We start from the raw sequence: 18,646 nt of genomic DNA on the forward strand, positions 1-18,646 counted from the left end.
GCCTCACTCCTTAAGTACCTGAATAATTTCCGTATGTGCGCCCTTTACCTGCATTTTTAATTCGTCACCTTCCTGTTTAAGCACCACTTCAAAAAGCATACCATTTTCCCGGTTTAATTTTCCACACAGCTGGGCCACAGTTGCATAAGGTTCATCAGCCTTTTCTATTATTCGCAAATTATCCACTTTTATATCCTTATACCTTATTATGGCTCCTAATTCTTCTGCTCTCAACATCTGGTAATAAAGATACAAAGCAATCTCCGGCTCAGTTGAAGAAAACAGCCATTTTTCATATTGCATATATTCAGTAATCTCATCTATGTAGTTTCTTATTTCATCCAGGTAACCCAAATCGAGATAACCGCTTATAACCTGAAGGTGATTCCCCAAATCATGCCTTACCCGCCTTAGAATACTTACCATTTTTTCCGCTTCCACCATGCATTCCCCCTGTTAAAAACCCTTCATCTGCCTAATAATAACAAAAACCCCTGAAAAACTCCAGGGGTTTCGTCATCAGTTTAATTACATAGTTATAGTTTCCAGAGGATATACACTTACCTGCTTCTTGTCACGGCCTTTTCTTTCAAATTTTACTACACCGTCAACGACAGCAAATAAGGTATCATCTCCGCCTCTCATAACATTTTTACCCGGGTGAATCTTGGTTCCTCTCTGTCTAACCAGTATATTGCCAGCTCTTACTACCTGACCATCATATCTTTTTATACCTAATCTTTTAGATTCACTGTCACGTCCGTTTTTAGAGCTTCCTACCCCTTTTTTATGAGCAAAAAGCTGCAGATCAAATCTGAACATCTTCAGCACCTCCTTATTTCAAGCTGAACATAATCCTTATATGCTTCCCTGAGAGAAGAAAGCCCAGCTTCCATAGTGGAAAGTATAATCTGAGCCTTATTAAGGTCTTCTTCATCTAAATGTCCGGGAAGCTTTACCTTTAAGTCACCTTTCTTTACATAATAATCAGGCTTATTTTTAAGGTGTTTTAAAAGCCCTATTAGCGCTGTCTGGGTAATGGCTGATATACCAGCACAGTATATGTCATACCCCGGATCAGCATAGCCAGCATGTCCTTTAACCGTAAAACCGGTTATATATTCACCCTGATAAAATATAGTTACTTTAATCATTACCCTTCAATCTTCTGGATTTTAATCTTGGTAAAAGGCTGCCTGTGCCCTTTTTTCCTGCGGTAGTTCTTTCTGCGCTTATACTTCATAACATAGATTTTTTTCCCTTTGCCCTGTTCCAGAACTTGAGCAATAACTTTGGCACCTTCTACTACCGGTTTTCCTACCTTTACATTGCCGTTTTCATCATTTATAAGCAGTACTTCGTCAAGGACTACCTCTTGACCTTCCTCTACCGGCAGCTTTTCTACCTTGATAATGTCGCCTTCGCTTACTTTGTACTGCTTGCCGCCTGTTTTAATTACTGCGTACAATTAACACACCTCCACATTTTTAGACTCGCCAATCCCAGGTAGGCCTTTACGCCGTTTGATAACCCGGATTGAGCGGTTACAAAAGCAAGCAACCCACATAAGAGAATAACATAAAAATATTACTTAGTCAATGTGCAGCATATTTAAAATTCTTTCCAGAATATTTACGGCCTAAATTTTTCAGAAGCAGAATATATCCTGTATTCATAAGTCCCCAAATCGCTGTTTTCAACCAGCTTTACTCGTTTTCCACTCTTTTTTTCTATGTAAGACAGGTTAGAAGGGTCATTGGCTACAAACTGCAGAAGTTCGGGATTAGCTTCGCACACTATTTCTTCGCTTTCCAGATACCCCATATTGGCAAGTTTACGCTTTATTTCACAGGCCAGGGCAAAATTATTTATACGCCTTCCTTTACCTCCGCAGACATTACATTCCTGGGTAAAAAACTCGGAAATCCCGTAACGCGATTTTTTACGCGTCATTTCAAGAAAACCAAGACCAGTAATCCCTACTATACGGGTATGAGCTTTGTCTTTGGCCAGCTCTTCCTGCAGAACTCTGACAACTTCCTCTTTGTGCCGCTTATTTTCCATATCTACAAAATCTATTAATATTATTCCTCCTATACTCCTCAACCTTAACTGTCTCGGTATCTCCCTGGCTGCTTCCAGATTAAGCTTAAATATAGTTTCCTCAAAATTATCTTTGCCAGTATATTTGCCGCTGTTTACATCTATAACCGTCATCGCCTCAGTTTCATCTATTATAAGGTAGCCTCCGCTTTTCAGCCAAACCTTCCTTTTCAAAGCCTTGCGAATATCTTTTTCCAGCCCGTACTTTTCAAAAAGATCCCCTTCTTCATACTGTACCATTATATTTATATTAGCTTTTTGCTTTATAAAATGGGCTACTTTTTCTTTCAGTTTAGCATTATTTATAATTACCTTTTTGGTATTGCCATCCAGGTAATCCCGCAAAGTACGGTCTAGAACATCTATATCTTCATAGATAAGGCTGGGCGCTTTTGCCTTCTCATACCTTTTCCTGATATCCTCCCATATTTGATAAAGGCTGTTTAACTCAGCAGCTATATCCTTTTCTTCTGCCTCCATACAGGCAGTACGTACAATAACCCCCATATTCTGGGGATTATTTTCCTCTACTATGCCTTTTAACCTCTTTCTCATATCATCATCCGTTATCTTACGGGAAATGGATATTCCGCTTTGAAAAGGCAGCAGCACCAAAAGGTGTCCCGGCAGGCTTATATCACAGGTAACCCTGGCCCCTTTTTCCGAAAAAGCTTCTTTTTTTACCTGTACCATTATATCCTGCCCGGTTTTTATCAGCTGCAGTACATTAAGGCCTGCTTTTTTCCCTCCCAAGACTATATCTCCGGCATACAAAAAAGCATTTTTGCTAAGGCCAATATCTACAAAAACACAGGATAACCCGGGTAATATATCTTTTACCTTTCCTTTGTAAATATTGCCTACATTTTCATCCTCATTGGCCCAGAAAACTTCCACCAGACGGCCATCTTCAACTACCCCTACCCGCGACTCCCAGGGATACACTTCAACAATAATCTCTCGCTTCACCTTTAAATCACCTTTTCTAATGGAGTATAGAAAAACTCCCCTTCTTTTATATAATTTCCGCTGCGGTAAACATCTATTATATCATGGCCTGCTATCCCGGTAGCTATTAACAAATCATATAGCTCATCATACCTTACATTAATCGGTTCCCCGGCAGCTACCCATACTGTAACATAAGCCCGATCATTTTCATGATCTATTTCTATTTTAAAAATTCCCTCTTTTAAATCTTTTTCTACATCTTTTTTCTTCCCCCTGCTTTTTACAAATAAATGTTTTGCACTTAAAACCTTTTCTTGCCAGGCTTTTAAATCATAGTTATTTTTAACAACAAAAGTATAAGCAGCCGCATTGATTATCTTCATAAGAGAAGGTGCCTTTTCAGGAATAGCGATTGCTCTTGTTATCCTCACCCCTGATGGCAAAACCTCATTCATTTTTTGCGTAAAATACTCTACTGTAACATCTTCGTTAAGCTCTACATCCATATACTCCCTTAATCCCCAGAGCCCTACCGGTAAAACCGTGCCCAGGGACAGCTTTATATGCGGGTTAAAGCCTTCTGTTAATGCATAAGGGAGAGAAGCTCTGCGCAGGCTTCGTTCCATAAGCCTCATCATTTCGAGATTGGAGAAAAACCTCAAATCAGAATACAGGCTATATTCAGCTCTTATCCGCAATTTCTTTTCCCTCCCTTATATCAACTTTAACCCCGAAACGCGGGCATATGCCGCAGCCGCTGCATTCATCGTGGCGGCAGTCCAAAGTAAGCGCTTCCTTTTCTGCCTTTTCATTTTCCCTCTTCAAAAAAGCCTTGGTTACCCCTATATCAATAAAGTCCCAGGGGAATATTTCCTCGTAAGAAGGACGGCGCCGGGTATAAAAATCTGGATTAATACCTGATTCATGAAATGCCTCTTGCCATAAATCAAAGCGGAAATATTCACTCCAGCCATCAAATTTACAGCCTTTCTTATAAGCCAGGTAGACAGCTTTTGATAATCTGCGGTCACCACGGGAAAATACCCCTTCCAAATAGCTGGTCTCACTGTCATGAAAACTCAACTTTATACCCTTTTTCTTTTCCCGCAGCATATACCTCTTCTTGGCTTCCAGCTCTTCTATACTGTCCTGTGGCTGCCACTGAAAAGGAGTGTGGGCTTTGGGGACAAAACAGGAAATACTTCCCCTTACCTCTACTGCTCTTTTGGCGTATTTTTTGCCTACATCCCTTACCTTTTCCATAAGCTGAATTATGCCGTCCAAATCCTCCTCCCTTTCATAAGGAAGGCCGATCATAAAATAAAGTTTAACTGCATTCCAGCCTGATTTAAAAGCAGCTTCCACCGCTTCCAAAAGCTGTTCTTCGGTAACATTTTTGTTTATAATATTGCGCATCCTCTGGCTTCCTGCTTCCGGCGCCAGGGTTAAAGTTGTCTTTCTGACCTTTTGTATCTCATTGGCCAGATCAATAGAAAAAGCATCGACCCTTAACGAAGGCAAAGATATCCCTATCCCCCGGTTTCCGTATTCAGCCACCAGCTCTCGCGCCAGCCTCTCTATCCCTGAATAATCCAGGCTGCTCAGGGAAGTTAAAGAAATTTCCTCATAACCTGTATGCCTGATCTGATTCTCAGCCTGCCTTTTTAAAGTAGCAATACTTCTTTCCCGGGAAGGCCGGTAAACTATACCAGCATGGCAAAAGCGGCACCCTCGCTGGCACCCCCGCATAACTTCCAGGACTGCCCGGTCATGAATTATATTCATATAGGGCAGTATTGGCTTTTCTGGAAAATATGCCTTATCCAGGTCCTTTACCACCCTTTTCTTTACTTTTTCCGGTACTCCCGCACATTTAGGGTACATTCTTTTTATAGTACCATCAGGATTGTATTCTACCTCATAAAGAGCTGGCACATATACCCCTTCAATCCTGGCTAATTCTAAAAGCCTTGCTTCCTTCTTCAAACTGCGCGTTGCATAAACTGCATCCAGAAACTCAGGCAGGAGTTCTTCCCCGTCGCCAATGAGGAATACATCAATAAAATCTGCATAAGGTTCCGGATTAAATACTACCGGTCCTCCTGCCACTACCAGCGGATACCTTTCATCCCTTTTTTCTGCCCACAGAGGAATCCCTGCCAGGTCAAGCATGTTCAAAATATTGGTTATGGAAAGTTCATACTGCATGGTAAAACCCAATACATCAAAATCGGTAAGCGGCCGATAAGACTCCAGGGTGTAAAGGGGAATATTCTCCCTGCGCATCACTTCTTCCATATCCGGCCAGGGAGCAAAGACCCTCTCCAAAAGGTGGTCAGTTTTTTCATTTATAAGGCCATAAAGTATTTTACCTCCGATATGTGACATGCCTACTTCATATACATCCGGAAAACAAAAAGCCATTTTAACTTTGGCACTGTCCCAATCCTTGCGGATTATATTAATCTCATTCCCCATATAGCGTACAGGTTTAGAGACTTTAGGCAGTATATCCCGAAAAAGCTTTTCTTTCATGTTCTTCCTCCAGTTTTAGCAATTTCTTAACGTATATATCTTACCACAAAGCGCTGCCTTTTAAGCTTTTTTAGCCGCATAACAAAAAGCCAGCCTGAAAGCTGGCCTTCATTAAAAATTATACCCTATTCTTCTACCGGATCAAACATGTCCTTGGGTGCTCCACATACCGGACATTCATCGGGGGGTTCAGGCCCCTCATGAATATATCCACATACCCGGCATTCCCATTTGTTATATCTCTTCTGTCCGCTTTCATCCCTGCCCAGCCGGTTTACGGTATGGGTAGTATCTACCCGGGAAGCTATAACGATTTCCCCCACCAGTACCCCGTCTTTTATAAAACTCTTCTTGTAATAATCGTTAACCGGATCTTTTACTTCTACCACCCTGCATTCTTCTGGAGGCAGGTTTACTTCTCCCACCGAGAAAATCTCCTTGCCAAAAGCCATCAGCATAGTGGAAATGAGAGGCTGTTTATATTCTGCCCAATCCTCACCAGCTGCCACTGCTCCTGCAATGCGCCCCATTTCCATGGAAACCGGCCACAATCCTATAACCCTGCCGTTGTACTGAGCAACATCCCCCACTGCATAAACATCAGGTGCGCTGGTGCGCATCTTTTCATCTACCACTATACCCTGTTCCACCACTATACCTGCTTCCTTGGCCAGAGCCGTATTAGGACGTACACCGGTGGAAAGCAGAACCATGTCAGCTAAAATCTCCGTCCCATCTTTAAGCTTTACTTTTTCTACCCGGTCAGTCCCGATTATAGCCTCTACTCCCGCTCCCAGATAGAGTTCTACCCCATATCCTTTTATGAGTTCTTCCAGCTTGCGGGAAGTATCAACATCAAGCTGTCTGGGCATTAGGCGATCAAATCCTTCAATTACCGCCACTTTAAGACCAGCATTAACCATTTCCCAGACTGCTTCCAGCCCCAAAACTCCTCCTCCAATAACTACTGCTTTTTTGGCTCCTTGTATAGCCTCTTTTACCTTTAAGGCATCATCAAGGCTTCTCAGTGCATAAACACCTTTTAGCTCTACTCCCGGAATCGGGGGGATATTGCTGCTGGCACCGGTAGCAATTATCAGTTTATCGTAGGGGAATTCCTGTCCATCTCCGGTTATAACCTTTTTCTCCTTTAATTCTATCCTTACAACCGGCAGGCCTCGTTTTAAATCTATATTCCTCTCCGCATACCATGCCTCATCATGAATATAAAGCCTTTCCTCCGGCAAATCCTCACTCAAAAGGTCAGACAAAGCCGGTCTATAATAAGGCAAATACTTTTCGTCTGTCAGCATAGTTATAGTTGCACTGCGGTCGCGCTTCCTGATATTTTCGGCAGCTGTCAAAGCTCCTATGCCGCTTCCGATGATGACAAACTTTCTTCCTGTATCATTTACAAATTCATCTTCAGGATTTACAGGAACAAAGTTTTCTTTGCCTACCCCACAGGCTGGGCATACTTCAGGAGGCTCAGCCCCTTCATGTTCATACCCGCATATTACACAGCGCCATCTCATTTTGGAAACATCCTGTTTCTGGGCTATAACTGCCTTGCCAAATTCCATACCCATAGTAAATGCCAACTCCTCCTCTCTCATCGAAGGCTTAAAGTTTACCTTAAGCCCCGGCAACACCTTCATACGCAAAGCCTTAAGCCGATTTTCTATACTTGGAACTGCCTCCCCGCTCCAGCCATAAGCCCCAAAAGCAGCGGCTACTTTCCCCCCGTGTACAATCGGGGAAAGCCTTATTAAAAGCTCCCATACCGGAGGAAGAACATCCCCGTTTATAGTAGGGGAACCGATAAGGATGCCATCTGCCAGTTCTATATCTTTAAGCACTTCTTCCCTGTCTGCATATACCAGGTCATATTTCTTTACCTCGAAATCGCCAGCCGTCTCTATACCTTCAGCAATATTGCTGGCCAATGTTTCCGTATAGCCATACGCACTAACGTAAGCTATGACAATAAGCGGCTTATCGCTTTCTCTTACCACCGGTTCTGACCACTTACGGTAAAGGTCTACATAATAATCGAGGTTGCTGCGCAGAACCGGCCCATGTCCCGGACATATGATCTTTATATCCAGATCTTTTATCTTTTCCAAAGCTTCCCGCACATAAGGCTTAAAAGGCCCCATTATAGCATCAAAGTAATATTTGTACGCATCATAAAAGTCTCCCTCTATGAGGTCACTAAACACCTTGTCATCCGCGTAGTGACAGCCAAAAGAATCACAGGTAAACAAGATTTTATCTTCCTTAAGGTAGGTATATCCAGAATCAGGCCAGTGCAAAAAAGGAGCGCTTATAAACTTTAATGTCTTTCCTCCCAGATCAATCTCTTCTCCATCTGCCAGTGAACGTCCGGGGAAATTAGTGTTGGTAATACCTTTCAGGAAAGTTAAAGCGGTGGAACTGCCCAGTATCGTCAAATTAGGAATCTTTTCCAGCAGCTTCTCTACCGAGCCGGCATGATCAGGTTCGGTATGGTTCATGATGAGATAATCTATGCTCGATAAATCAACTACTTGCTGCAAGTTTCTTATGTACTCATCAAAAAATTTTACCTTTACGGTTTCGATAAGAGCTGTCTTTTCACTTCCTTTTACCAGATAGGCATTATAACTGGTTCCATATTCTGTGTACATTACAATGTCAAAAATACGCAATTCTGGATCCTGTACCCCTACATAGTAAACCCCATCACTCACAGGTAAAACTGGCATTTAACCCCTCCTTTTTCCATATATTTATATCTTAACCCAAAAAATCTTATAAAACAACAATCTATAATTTTCATAAAAATAAAATCCCCCGATACCTTTAAAGCATCAGGGGAAAAGTTTGGCAAATGGTTATACCAGTTTGCGGATAATTTCATCTACATCTCCATACATGTAATCAATAATAGGTATCTGAATCATGGTATAAGCGCCTGGCTTCTGCTTTACGCTGGCTCTGGCTGAAGCTACCATAATCTGAGCTGTTAAAGCCGGGTTATTTATGCGCATGGAAAAGCTCAAAAGCTGATTGTGGGTACCACCTGATACCCCTTTTCTTTCCATAAGCACGCCATGCCCCATATCAATAAGGGCATCTACATCTTCTACCTGGATTACATGGGTTTCATCTTTTACAAAGTAAGGGTCAGTTTTTACTGCCTTTTCTACTGCGGCAAAATCAGCACCTTCTTCCAGTTCTACATAAACCATGCGGCGATGTACACTGGTACCCAGCGGGATAGTCATGGAAAGGGCATTTTTTACCCCTTCAATAGCTTTTACAGCCACAGAATGCCCCATGCTCATCCCTGGGCCGAAGTTGGTGTAAGTTATGCCTTTAGGAGCCATAAATTCAAACATGCAGCGTACCATAGAATCAGTTCCCGGATCCCAGCCAGCAGATATTACTGCTACTGCATTATTTTCTTTGGCTATTCTGTCCAGTTCAATTCTTAAATCGGCCAGTTCCCCATGAATATCATAGCTGTCAACGGTATTAATTCCCAAGGCCAGTATTTCTTTGGCATACTGGGGAACAGAACGGGTAGGAGTACAGAGAAGGGCTACCTTTACACCTTCCAGTTCCTTGATGGACCCTACTACCGGAATGTCTGCCAGTTCTGCCGGTTTATCTCCCAGGGATGACGAACGGCGCACTACCCCTGCCAGCTCCATATCAGGAGCTGCCTTTACTGCATCCAGAGCATACTTTCCTATATTGCCGTAACCTACAATAGCTACCCTTATTTTCCCGCTCATAAACTCCTCCAAACTCCTTTTTTAATAATTTTTTCTTTTTGAGTATATAACACCCGGGACATGTAAAACAATATTCCTTCCTCTAAAGTACAGTATACATGGCCAATCAACTCGCCATACTTCGCAAATAATCTTTAAATTTCTTATTCATATAAACCTTATATAGAGGCAATACAAAAGGTAAATACCGGTTAATAAACTTAAACAGACTGGAAGGATAAACTTCGCTCTTATCCTTCTCAACTCCCTTTATAATTTTTCTGGCCACCGTATCAGCCTTCTGCACCGGAAAAGGTACAGGTATATTTTCCCCCGCCCGCGCAAAAAAATTAGTCCTGGTGGCAATAGGATAAACCAGGCATATACATTTTTTATCTTCTTTTTCAAAACGGTAGGCATCAAAAAAGCTGTCAACAGCTGCCTTGGTCGACGAATAAAGTGCATAGCCGGGGAGAGGCAATTTCGCCATCGCGGAAGCAGTTATCACTATCTTATACTGCTGGCCTTTATTTATAGCTTCCATCTTTTCCGCAATATAAACAGGGGCAAAAACATTTACCCGGAAAATATTTTCGATATGCGAATAATCCGGCTTATCTATTTTCTCATAATATGCAAAACCGGCATTGGCAAAAAATATATCAATTCCTCCCATTTGCTTCAGAGCATAATCTATAAGTTCGTCAATCTTTTCTCTAAAAGATAAATCACCAGTAAAAAAAGAAACCCTTTCATCGTTTACCCGCAAATTTTCTCCCGTCAAATCTGCAGCCACCACTTTTACATCCTTATATTTAAGCACTTCGCATAAAATAGCCTGGCCAATACCAGAACCTGCACCAGTTATAACTATCCTTTTACCTTTTATCTGCATAGTTTTTAACCCTCCCTTATTACTGCCGGGGGAAAAGTAATCCTAAAACTTTCCACCTTTACCGCCAGAAGAGGTTTTACTGCTGATAAATCAGGGAAGAAATCGGGATCACAATAAACTTCTTTTAAACTTGCCAACCTAGCCCAGCCTTTTCCTTTAAAGCGGGTATAAAAAACTTTATCATTCATTTTTTGATAGAGAATACCGGGTATAATACCCGTATTTAAAGGGAACTTTAGCCCCCTGGCCTGCAAAGTGGCACGGAAAAATTGCCGTCCATCCTTAATAAAACTTACCTGCTCCTCATTCTGCCTTATGCTGTCAAAAGAAGCTGCCGCCAGTTCCTTGGGAATCCCCCAGTTAGCCCTCCCATTTTCCACGCTTTCTTTTGTACTTACATAAATCTTGGTTATGGAATAAAACTTTCCCTCCGGTTTTTTTAACCTGCCCGGTATAAAAAGCAGCTCCTTATAAGGCCCGGCGTTGGAATTTTCGTAGTTCACCAGCATTACACAACCAAAACCACCAGCAAAACAAGCCTTATCTTCTTCCGGAATAAACGCATTTTTCAAGCTAAAATCCCTAGGAAAGCGATAAACCAAAATATACCCGTATCCGTTAAGATCCCAGGGAGCAGGATATTCAGCCATTAAAACCACTTCCTTTTTGCACAATTTTCCCAATAACTATGCTATATAAAGCACAAAAACCTGTAAATAAATTATAATAAATCCCTATGCCAAAATATTCACTTCATTTTAAGCCAAAAAAACAGCAGCCTTGCCTTGCAGCAAAGCTGCTGTTTTTATTAGCTTAATTGCAAATCGAATATAGTATTAATAATCAAAAATTTCTACCGGAGCGTCAATTACAGAAGTATCGCCAGATTTCATTATTTCAGCCAGAGTCCATACATAAGGCACTGTATTCATGAGATAATACCTGGCAGCTGCCACCTTTCCTGCATAGAACTTGTAATCATAATGATCGGTTCCTAATTCTTTAATCTTGGCATCAGCCAGCATAGCCTGGTCCAGAATCAGCATTCCGCAGTACAGATAAGAAGTTGCGGTTAAAATTCTGCGGGCATAGGTGGGTACCAGTCCAAACTGCTTGTTGGCAAAAGCCTGGCCTACTGCCATCTGGATTTCACCATAAGCATTGAGTGCTTTTTCCAGGTTAGCAAATTCTTTTTCAAATCCAGGAGTATTCTTGTTGGCTTCTACGAAATCTCTTATCTGCTGGATAAAGCGGGCAAAAGCCTGGCCTTTCTTCATCATCCATTTTCTTCCGATAAGGTCCATAGACTGGATGTAGTTAGTTCCTTCCCAGATAGAATAGATCTTTACATCGCGAGCAGCCTGAGCTACCGGATATTCTTCACAATATCCATATCCACCATAAGTCTGGATACATTCAGCAATTACCGGCCATGCTTCATCAGAGGCATGAGCTTTTACCAGAGGAGTTAAAATATCTACCATTTCCTGTGCCCGTTCTCTTTCAGCCGGATCCGGATCATGTTCTTTAACATCCACATAGTAGAAGGCTTTAAATATCATGGCTCTTATTGCTTCGATATGAGCTTTGGCATAAAGGAGCATTCTCTTTACATCTTCATGCTCAATTATCTTTACCCGATCGCCATTAGGATTGGTAAGCGGCCTACCCTGAATTCTCTCTTTAGCATACTGGGCTGCATTGTAGTAAGCATTGGCCATAACTGCCAGAGCTGCATGCCCGGTACCCAGACGCTCTTCATTCATCATCTTGAACATCTGAGCCATGCCTTCGCCTTTACCTTCATTTTCCAGAGGATTTACTCCCAGTAACCAGCCGCGGCATCTGCCGTTTTCACCAAAGCTCAATGCAGCTGTACCAGTACCATGCTGACCCATCTTATGTTCTATTCCTACACACTGTACATCATTATCTTCTAAAGTTCCATCTTCATTTACCCAGTATTTAGGAACAACAAACAGGGAGATTCCTTTTGTTCCAGGAACTGCTCCTTCTACACGGGCCAGGAAGAGATGGACGATATTTTCGGTCATATTCTGTTCGCCGCCGGTTATGAATATCTTGTTGCCTTTGATCTTGAAGATGCGAGGATGTTCGGTAGGATAAGCCTTGGACAGAATGTCGCCTACGTCAGAGCCTGCTGTAGGTTCAGTCAAACACATAGTTCCCGACCATTCTCCGGAGAACATCTTGGGCAGGAACATCTTCTTTAAGTTTTCATCGCCAAAAGCCTGTATAAGCCCTGCAGCACCGGTAGTAAGCGCAACATAAGGAGCCCAGGCCGGGTTAGCAGAAGCTATCATTTCCTGGATGGCAGCATAAACTACATAAGGCAGGGTACCTTCTGCTTCTTCATCAATGTTTGCAGTTCCATATCCATTTTCCTGGATATACTTGAAGTTCTTGGCAAAAGATTCCGGTACATATACTTTGCCATTTTCAAAGCGAGCTGGATTCTTTTCCCCATCATCATTACTCGGTGCAATCATATCCCGACAGATTTTGAACACCGGATCCAGAATCATTTCGACATCATCTTTGCTGTAATAATCTTTAAACTTGTCATAGGCAAAAATTCTGTCGGTGTCCATCCATTCTTTTAGAATAAACAAGAAATCCCTGGTATGATACGCCCAGTTAAACGCCATCATAAACCCTCCCCAGTTATTTTTTATTATATAATGGTATATTTTCGCAGATATTCTCATAAATCCTTTTTTCGATTAAAATTTAAATTTTCTAAATTTTTGTTGGCAATCTTAACAAAAATACAAGGCTTCAGAAAATAAAAAAGCCCCCTCGAAAAAGGGGGTATAAAAGGCTGTATTAATATTCAAAAGCCTGCAGCGGTATATCTAAAGCTGAAGTATCTCCTTCTTCTATTATTTCAGCGGTTAACCAAACATTAGGCACTACATTGCGCAGATAATACTTGGCTGACATAACCTTCCCGACATAGAAGCTGTAATCATAATAATCTGGCCCAACTTCCAGGGCTTTCCTGGCCGCTACCAGAGCCTGATCCAGTATGCACCTTCCTGCGTAAAGCTGTGAGGTAGCCGTAAGTATCCTTCTGGCATACAAAGGCATCATGGATATCTTGCCTTCTCCAAAATACTTGCCAATAGCTGCCTGTATTCTGCCATAAGCATCCAAAGCTTTGCCCAAAATAGCAAATTCCCTATCCAGGCTTAAATCTATCCCGCCATTGTTTTCTCTGGCAGCAGCAATCTCTTTTACTACTTCGCTTTCCTTATTAGCTTCATAAAAATCACGCATTTCCTGGATAAAGCGGGCAAAAGCCTGTCCTTTTTTCAAAAGCCACTTGCGTCCAACCAAATCCATGGACTGGATATAATTGGTTCCTTCCCAGATAGAATAAATCTTCACATCACGGGCTATCTGAGCTACCGGATATTCTTCACAATATCCATATCCGCCATAACACTGGATAGCTTCACCTATAAGCCACCATGCCTCATCAGAAGGATAAGCCTTCAATATCGGAGTAGTAATTTCAATAAGTTCGCTTGCCTTTTCCCTCTTTTCCGGATCTGGATCATGGTGCTTCACATCAATAGCAAAATAAGTCCTGTACATCATAGCTCTAATAGCTTCTACATGGGCCTTGCCCATCAGCAGTGCGCGCCTTATATCCTCATGGTTAATGATAGCTACCCGGTCGCCTTTGGGATTAGTTATAAGCCTTCCCTGCACCCTCTCTTTACAGTAATCCTTGGCATTGTAAAAAGCATTGGCAATACATGCTAACGCCGCATGCCCAGTTTCCAGTCGGGCTTCGTTCATCATATTAAACATCTGGGCCATTCCTTCACCCAGGCCATTATTATTGAGCGGATTAGCTCCCAAAAGCCATCCCCGGCAGTTGCCGTTTTCCCCAAAGCTTAAAGCTGCTGTACATGAGCCGTGCTGTCCCAGCTTATGTTCTACTCCGGTAGTCTGCACATCGTTGTCTTCCAGGGTGCCGTCCGGATTTACCCAGTATTTAGGAACTATAAAAAGCGAAATACCTTTTGTACCAGGCACTGCCCCTTCTACCCTGGCCAAAACCATATGCACTATATTTTCGGTAAAATCATTGTCGCCACCGGTTATGAATATTTTATTTCCCTTAATTTTAAAAATACGCGGATCATCAGTAGGATAAGCCTTGGATAAAATATCTCCTACATCGGAACCGGCTGTAGGCTCCGTAAGGCACATAGTCCCTGCCCATTCCCCCGAAAACATCTTCGGAAGAAAAATCTTTTTCAAATCTTCATCAGCAAATTTTTGAATTAATCTAGCAGCTCCAGTTGTTAGAGCAATATACGGCATAAAAGCCGGGTTAGCCGCCCAAAACATCTCCCAAACCATAGCATGCAGAAGATGCGGCAATACCATAGAATCTTCCGATTCATCTACATTGCTGGTACCCCATCCTTCCGACTGCAGTTTCTTAAAAAGAGGGCCAAAAGATTTGGGAAGGATAACCTTTCCATTTTCAAATTTCACCGGGTTTTTGTCCCCATCATCATTGGTAGGCTCAATAAGTTCTTTGGCCATTTTTAAGCAAGGCTCCAAAACTGAATCCACATCTTCCTTGGAGTAATATTCTTTGTACCGGTCATATGAAAAAATCTCTTCTGTAGGCAACCATTCCTTAACTATAAACTTTAAATCCCTTATATTGCCGTACGCAAAATTAGCTGCCATATTTTACACCCCTCTCACATGTTTCAATACCCCAATAATCCCCCAGTAGATACAAGTATCAATTTTATTTACCTTAACTATATTTAATAGATGTTTATCCATTCATCCCCCCCAACTAAATATTTGTTTGCTAAGCCTCCTCTCCAGCAACTATTATATGATGATAAACTTTAGCATATAATACATATTATTCTTTTTCTTCTTTTTATTTCCTGCTATGTATTTAACATAATTATTTTTTATCAAAACAGGTTGCAATTTTATTTGTATATTTCTGTATATGTCTGAATAATTCCTCTTTTGTGAATAAATTATCAATTTTGTTTTTACATAAAAAAAGGACAGGCTTTTGGCCTATCCTTTCCGTATATGGATTTTTATCAAACCAGCTTTCAATTATTTATAAGTAAGGAAAGCTTCTTCTTCAATTTCTAATACTGACTTATCCCCATCCTTAATTATATCTCTTATCATGAAGAGATGCGGCAGAATGTTGTGAACGAAATACTTGGCAGCCATTACTTTACCCTGATAGAAAGCATAGTCATAATGATCTTTGCCGTATTCCTCAATCTTCTTCAAGGCTACCCGGGCCTGGTCAAGTATTACATGGGAACAAGCCAGGTCTCCTGTTGCTCTAAGAATGCGGGTAGCATACATAGGAAGCATTCTAATATTGCCTTCACTTACATATTTGCCAATAGTAGCCTGAATTTCACGATAAGCATTAACAGCATCTTTCAAAATAGCCATTTCAGTTTCTAAGCCAGGAGTATTGGCATATTCATTGGCAAAGTTTTCGATATCCGCCAGCCAGGCAGCAAAAACCTTGCCTTTGCCGAGCATCCACTTGCGCCCTACCAGGTCCATGGACTGTATATAGTTGGTTCCTTCCCAGATGGAATAAATCTTTACATCACGGCAAAGTTCAGCAATAGGATATTCTTCGGAATAGCCGTTGCCGCCAAATACCTGCATAGCTTCCGCACAGAGTTCCCAGGCACGATCAGAACAATAAGCCTTAACTATTGGAGTAGCTACATCAATAAAGCCCTGCAGCTTCTTCTTTTCTTCCTCATCCTGGGTGTGATGAACGATGTCAAAGAAATAATAAGTCCTGAAAATCAAAGCCCGCATAGCTTCTGTATAAGCCTTGAGATCCAGAAGCATTCTTCTTACATCTTCATGTTTAATAATCGGAACCCGATCAGAGTTAGGATTGGTAATCGGACGTCCCTGGATCCTCTGAGTCGCATAATCAGCAGCATTATGATAAGCTACCGCAGTTTCCGAAAGGGCAGCATGTCCTGTTTCCATACGGGCTCCATTCATCATCTGGAACATCTGAGCCATACCTTCGGCATTACCTTCTGCATCCGGAGGATTACCTAACAGCCAGCCGCGGCATTCGTTGTTTTCACCAAAAGACATTACACAGGTAGCGGAACCTTTAATGCCCATCTTGTGTTCAATACCAACACACTGTACATCATTAGGCCCTATGATATTGCCATCATCATCCACCCACATTTTGGGAACTGCAAATAAAGAGATACCTTTGGTCCCTTTCTTGGCCCCTTCTACACGAGCCAGAACCAGGTGTACTATATTTTCGGTAATATCCTGTTCCCCACCGGTGATAAAGCATTTGGTACCTTTTATTTTATAAACCCCTTCCTGTTCAGTGGGAATAGCCTTGGTCAAAAGATCCCCTACATCAGAACCGGCATTAGGCTCAGTCAAGCACATAGTTCCAGCCCATTCACCGGTAAACATTTTTTCCATAAACAGCTTTTTAACTTTTTCACTGCCAAAACTCTGAATCAGTCTGGCTGCCCCGGCAGTTGCCAGAACATAAGGCATAAGTGCTGCATTAGCACCGGCAAAATATTCCCCACATGCACGGAACAAAGGCTCAGGAAGCCTTCCTTCATATTCTTCCCATTCATTGGTAGCACCCCAGCCATTTTTCTGCAGGAACCAGTAAGCATCTTTGAAAGACTGGGGAACCGTTACTTTGCCATCTTTGAATACTGCCTGTACCCTGTCATTATCATCCCGGCTGGGTGCTACTACCTCTTTGGCTACCTTTAAAGCCTGTTCCAGAATCATGTCGATATCATCTAAACTGTAATAATCTTTATAAGCATCAAATGCCAAAATCTTTTCCATGTCCAGCCATTCTTTTAGAATAAATTTATGATCCCTGGTTGAATAAAGAAAATTAGAAGCCACCTTTTATACCCCCTCCAAAAATTAGACAAATTAAGTAAAAACTCACCTTTTACCCCAATAAACAGCCTCTTATCCATCACCCCCAACCAGCTGTTTCCCTGACGAATTATGCTATTTAGATACAAATTCGACAATAAAGCACGAAAAACTATGTACTTATTTTATTATATTAATTTTAGTCGGAATTTTAAACCCTAGAGGTTATAGTTTAAAAATTTTTGCAACTTTAATAAATAAAAACAGCAGGCCAAAGCCTGCCTTATCTGGTTTTATTTTGCAATTCCCTTTTTAGCCGTGCAATTTCTGCCTTGAGCTGTTCATTTTCTATCTGCAGAGCCCGCACTTTATCACCGGTATAGCCTGTCCCATTACTTCCTGTGGCTAAAGCTTTACGATAATAATCGTTTAAAATACTTTCTCCATAACCATTACCGGGAACTGCCCATTTTCCATTCAAATCTGTCCAGTACCTGGCTGTCCCTCTTTTCACAAGAGTAAAACGCGGATCCACCAGCTTCTTACCCGGCGGGAGAGGAGCATCTGTAGCATAGGCATAAAGATGCTGAATATGGGCTTCTACCCCTACAGAAGGAGCAGCAAAAAAAGCTCCGTGCTTGCCTGCTTCATACCAGACCAGCGAAGGATCCGCTCCATTTAAGCTTTCTTCTCCAGTAGCGGCTCTTCCGGTAGCTGCCAGCCCACAGTAATTATTCTGCTCGGGCCTTACCAATCCCCCAAAACGCCACCATCCTGTTTCCTTGGCTGCCTGGCAGAAAGCTATATCTCCCCTTATTCCATATTCTTTGCCTATCTGCAGATACAGGTCAACCAAATCAGGAGCTTCCGGGTTATTTTGCTTAAGGAGCTGGCGCAGCTGTTCAGATGTAGCTACCGCTTCTCCCATTATAGGTATATTTGTATCAACAACCGGCAAAGGACTATTATCTGTTGCCTGCCTGCCTGTTATGTAAACCCTGTACTCTTTGGGATCCCACTCTACACTGAAGCCCAAAGCCTCAGCTACCGCCCTTACCGGCAGCATGGTGCGTCCCCCGATTATCTGAGCTGGAACATCGGATTCTATTTTCTGCCCATTTACATATACCTGCAGAGCCGGGCCTGCTTCAGCCGGATATGATAGATAAAAAAACATGCTTATTATAAAAAAAGCAGCCAGCAAAAACCATACATTTTTTAAACTACGACCATATTTCATCCTGTACTGCACCTCCTGTTTAATTTACTTTTTACTTAATTCAGCATCACCTCCGTTATTCCTTTTTAAAAACACTTTATTTTTTAAAACCTGTCATTATTTTTATATGCAGCACCCTTTTTATTTCTTTCAGCAACTATTCGTTTTATTTTTCAGATCCGTCCGCAAAAATACCCGTAAAACCCTTTAATTCAACATAATCTTGCAAAAATT

Annotated in this window: 15 protein-coding genes and 1 other annotated feature; all 15 genes read right to left on the reverse strand. The window is 41.8% G+C overall.

Features of this window, described 5'->3' with window-relative positions:
* Nucleotides 1-3: 3 nt before the first annotated feature.
* Nucleotides 4-444: a Spo0B domain-containing protein gene (locus ACZ42E_RS07825; RefSeq protein WP_464891785.1), complete on the reverse strand. Its 441-nt coding sequence runs from the start codon at nt 442-444 to the stop codon at nt 4-6.
* A gap of 84 nt (nt 445-528) precedes the next feature.
* Nucleotides 529-822 (reverse strand): 50S ribosomal protein L27, encoded by a 294-nt coding sequence (gene rpmA, locus ACZ42E_RS07830; protein ID WP_464891786.1) that lies wholly within the window; start codon nt 820-822, stop codon nt 529-531.
* Between the two features lie 2 nt (nt 823-824).
* Nucleotides 825-1,154 carry a ribosomal-processing cysteine protease Prp gene (locus ACZ42E_RS07835; RefSeq protein ID WP_464891787.1) on the reverse strand — a complete coding sequence of 110 codons (330 nt, stop codon included), beginning with the start codon at nt 1,152-1,154 and terminating at the stop codon, nt 825-827.
* Nucleotides 1,154-1,468 carry a 50S ribosomal protein L21 gene (gene rplU, locus ACZ42E_RS07840; RefSeq protein WP_464891788.1) on the reverse strand — a complete coding sequence of 105 codons (315 nt, stop codon included), beginning with the start codon at nt 1,466-1,468 and terminating at the stop codon, nt 1,154-1,156. The genes ACZ42E_RS07835 and rplU overlap by 1 nt, the downstream gene beginning before the upstream one ends.
* A gap of 11 nt (nt 1,469-1,479) precedes the next feature.
* Nucleotides 1,480-1,556 (reverse strand) — a sequence feature (ribosomal protein L21 leader region).
* 76 nt (nt 1,557-1,632) lie between these two features.
* On the reverse strand, nt 1,633-3,072 hold the full coding sequence (locus tag ACZ42E_RS07845; protein WP_464891789.1) for an Rne/Rng family ribonuclease: 1,440 nt from the start codon (nt 3,070-3,072) through the stop codon (nt 1,633-1,635).
* Nucleotides 3,073-3,074: 2 nt separating this feature from the next.
* Nucleotides 3,075-3,752: a TIGR03936 family radical SAM-associated protein gene (locus ACZ42E_RS07850; RefSeq protein ID WP_464891790.1), complete on the reverse strand. Its 678-nt coding sequence runs from the start codon at nt 3,750-3,752 to the stop codon at nt 3,075-3,077.
* Nucleotides 3,736-5,589, reverse strand: a complete 1,854-nt coding sequence (locus tag ACZ42E_RS07855) for a TIGR03960 family B12-binding radical SAM protein (protein WP_464891791.1) — start codon at nt 5,587-5,589, stop codon at nt 3,736-3,738. Before ACZ42E_RS07855 ends, ACZ42E_RS07850 begins: the two co-directional genes overlap by 17 nt.
* Before the next feature lie 125 nt (nt 5,590-5,714).
* Complete coding sequence (locus ACZ42E_RS07860) at nt 5,715-8,336, reverse strand: FAD-dependent oxidoreductase (protein ID WP_464891792.1); 2,622 nt, start codon at nt 8,334-8,336, stop codon at nt 5,715-5,717.
* A gap of 129 nt (nt 8,337-8,465) precedes the next feature.
* The gene (locus ACZ42E_RS07865; RefSeq protein ID WP_464891793.1) at nt 8,466-9,371 is read right to left on the reverse strand and encodes a diaminopimelate dehydrogenase; all 906 of its coding nucleotides are present in this window, start codon (nt 9,369-9,371) and stop codon (nt 8,466-8,468) included.
* Between the two features lie 106 nt (nt 9,372-9,477).
* The gene (locus ACZ42E_RS07870) at nt 9,478-10,245 is read right to left on the reverse strand and encodes an SDR family NAD(P)-dependent oxidoreductase (RefSeq protein WP_464891794.1); all 768 of its coding nucleotides are present in this window, start codon (nt 10,243-10,245) and stop codon (nt 9,478-9,480) included.
* Between the two features lie 5 nt (nt 10,246-10,250).
* Nucleotides 10,251-10,895 (reverse strand): acetoacetate decarboxylase family protein, encoded by a 645-nt coding sequence (locus ACZ42E_RS07875; protein ID WP_464891795.1) that lies wholly within the window; start codon nt 10,893-10,895, stop codon nt 10,251-10,253.
* Nucleotides 10,896-11,081: 186 nt separating this feature from the next.
* Nucleotides 11,082-12,914, reverse strand: a complete 1,833-nt coding sequence (locus ACZ42E_RS07880; protein WP_464893508.1) for an acyl-CoA dehydrogenase — start codon at nt 12,912-12,914, stop codon at nt 11,082-11,084.
* Between the two features lie 178 nt (nt 12,915-13,092).
* Nucleotides 13,093-14,982 carry an acyl-CoA dehydrogenase gene (locus ACZ42E_RS07885; protein WP_464891796.1) on the reverse strand — a complete coding sequence of 630 codons (1,890 nt, stop codon included), beginning with the start codon at nt 14,980-14,982 and terminating at the stop codon, nt 13,093-13,095.
* 396 nt (nt 14,983-15,378) lie between these two features.
* On the reverse strand, nt 15,379-17,217 hold the full coding sequence (locus tag ACZ42E_RS07890) for an acyl-CoA dehydrogenase (protein WP_464891797.1): 1,839 nt from the start codon (nt 17,215-17,217) through the stop codon (nt 15,379-15,381).
* A 259-nt stretch (nt 17,218-17,476) separates the two neighbouring features.
* Entirely contained in the window at nt 17,477-18,433 is a 957-nt protein-coding gene (locus ACZ42E_RS07895; protein ID WP_464891798.1) for a stalk domain-containing protein, read from the reverse strand.
* Between the last annotated feature and the right edge of the window lie 213 nt (nt 18,434-18,646).

Source organism: Thermosyntropha tengcongensis, from assembly GCF_055381335.1.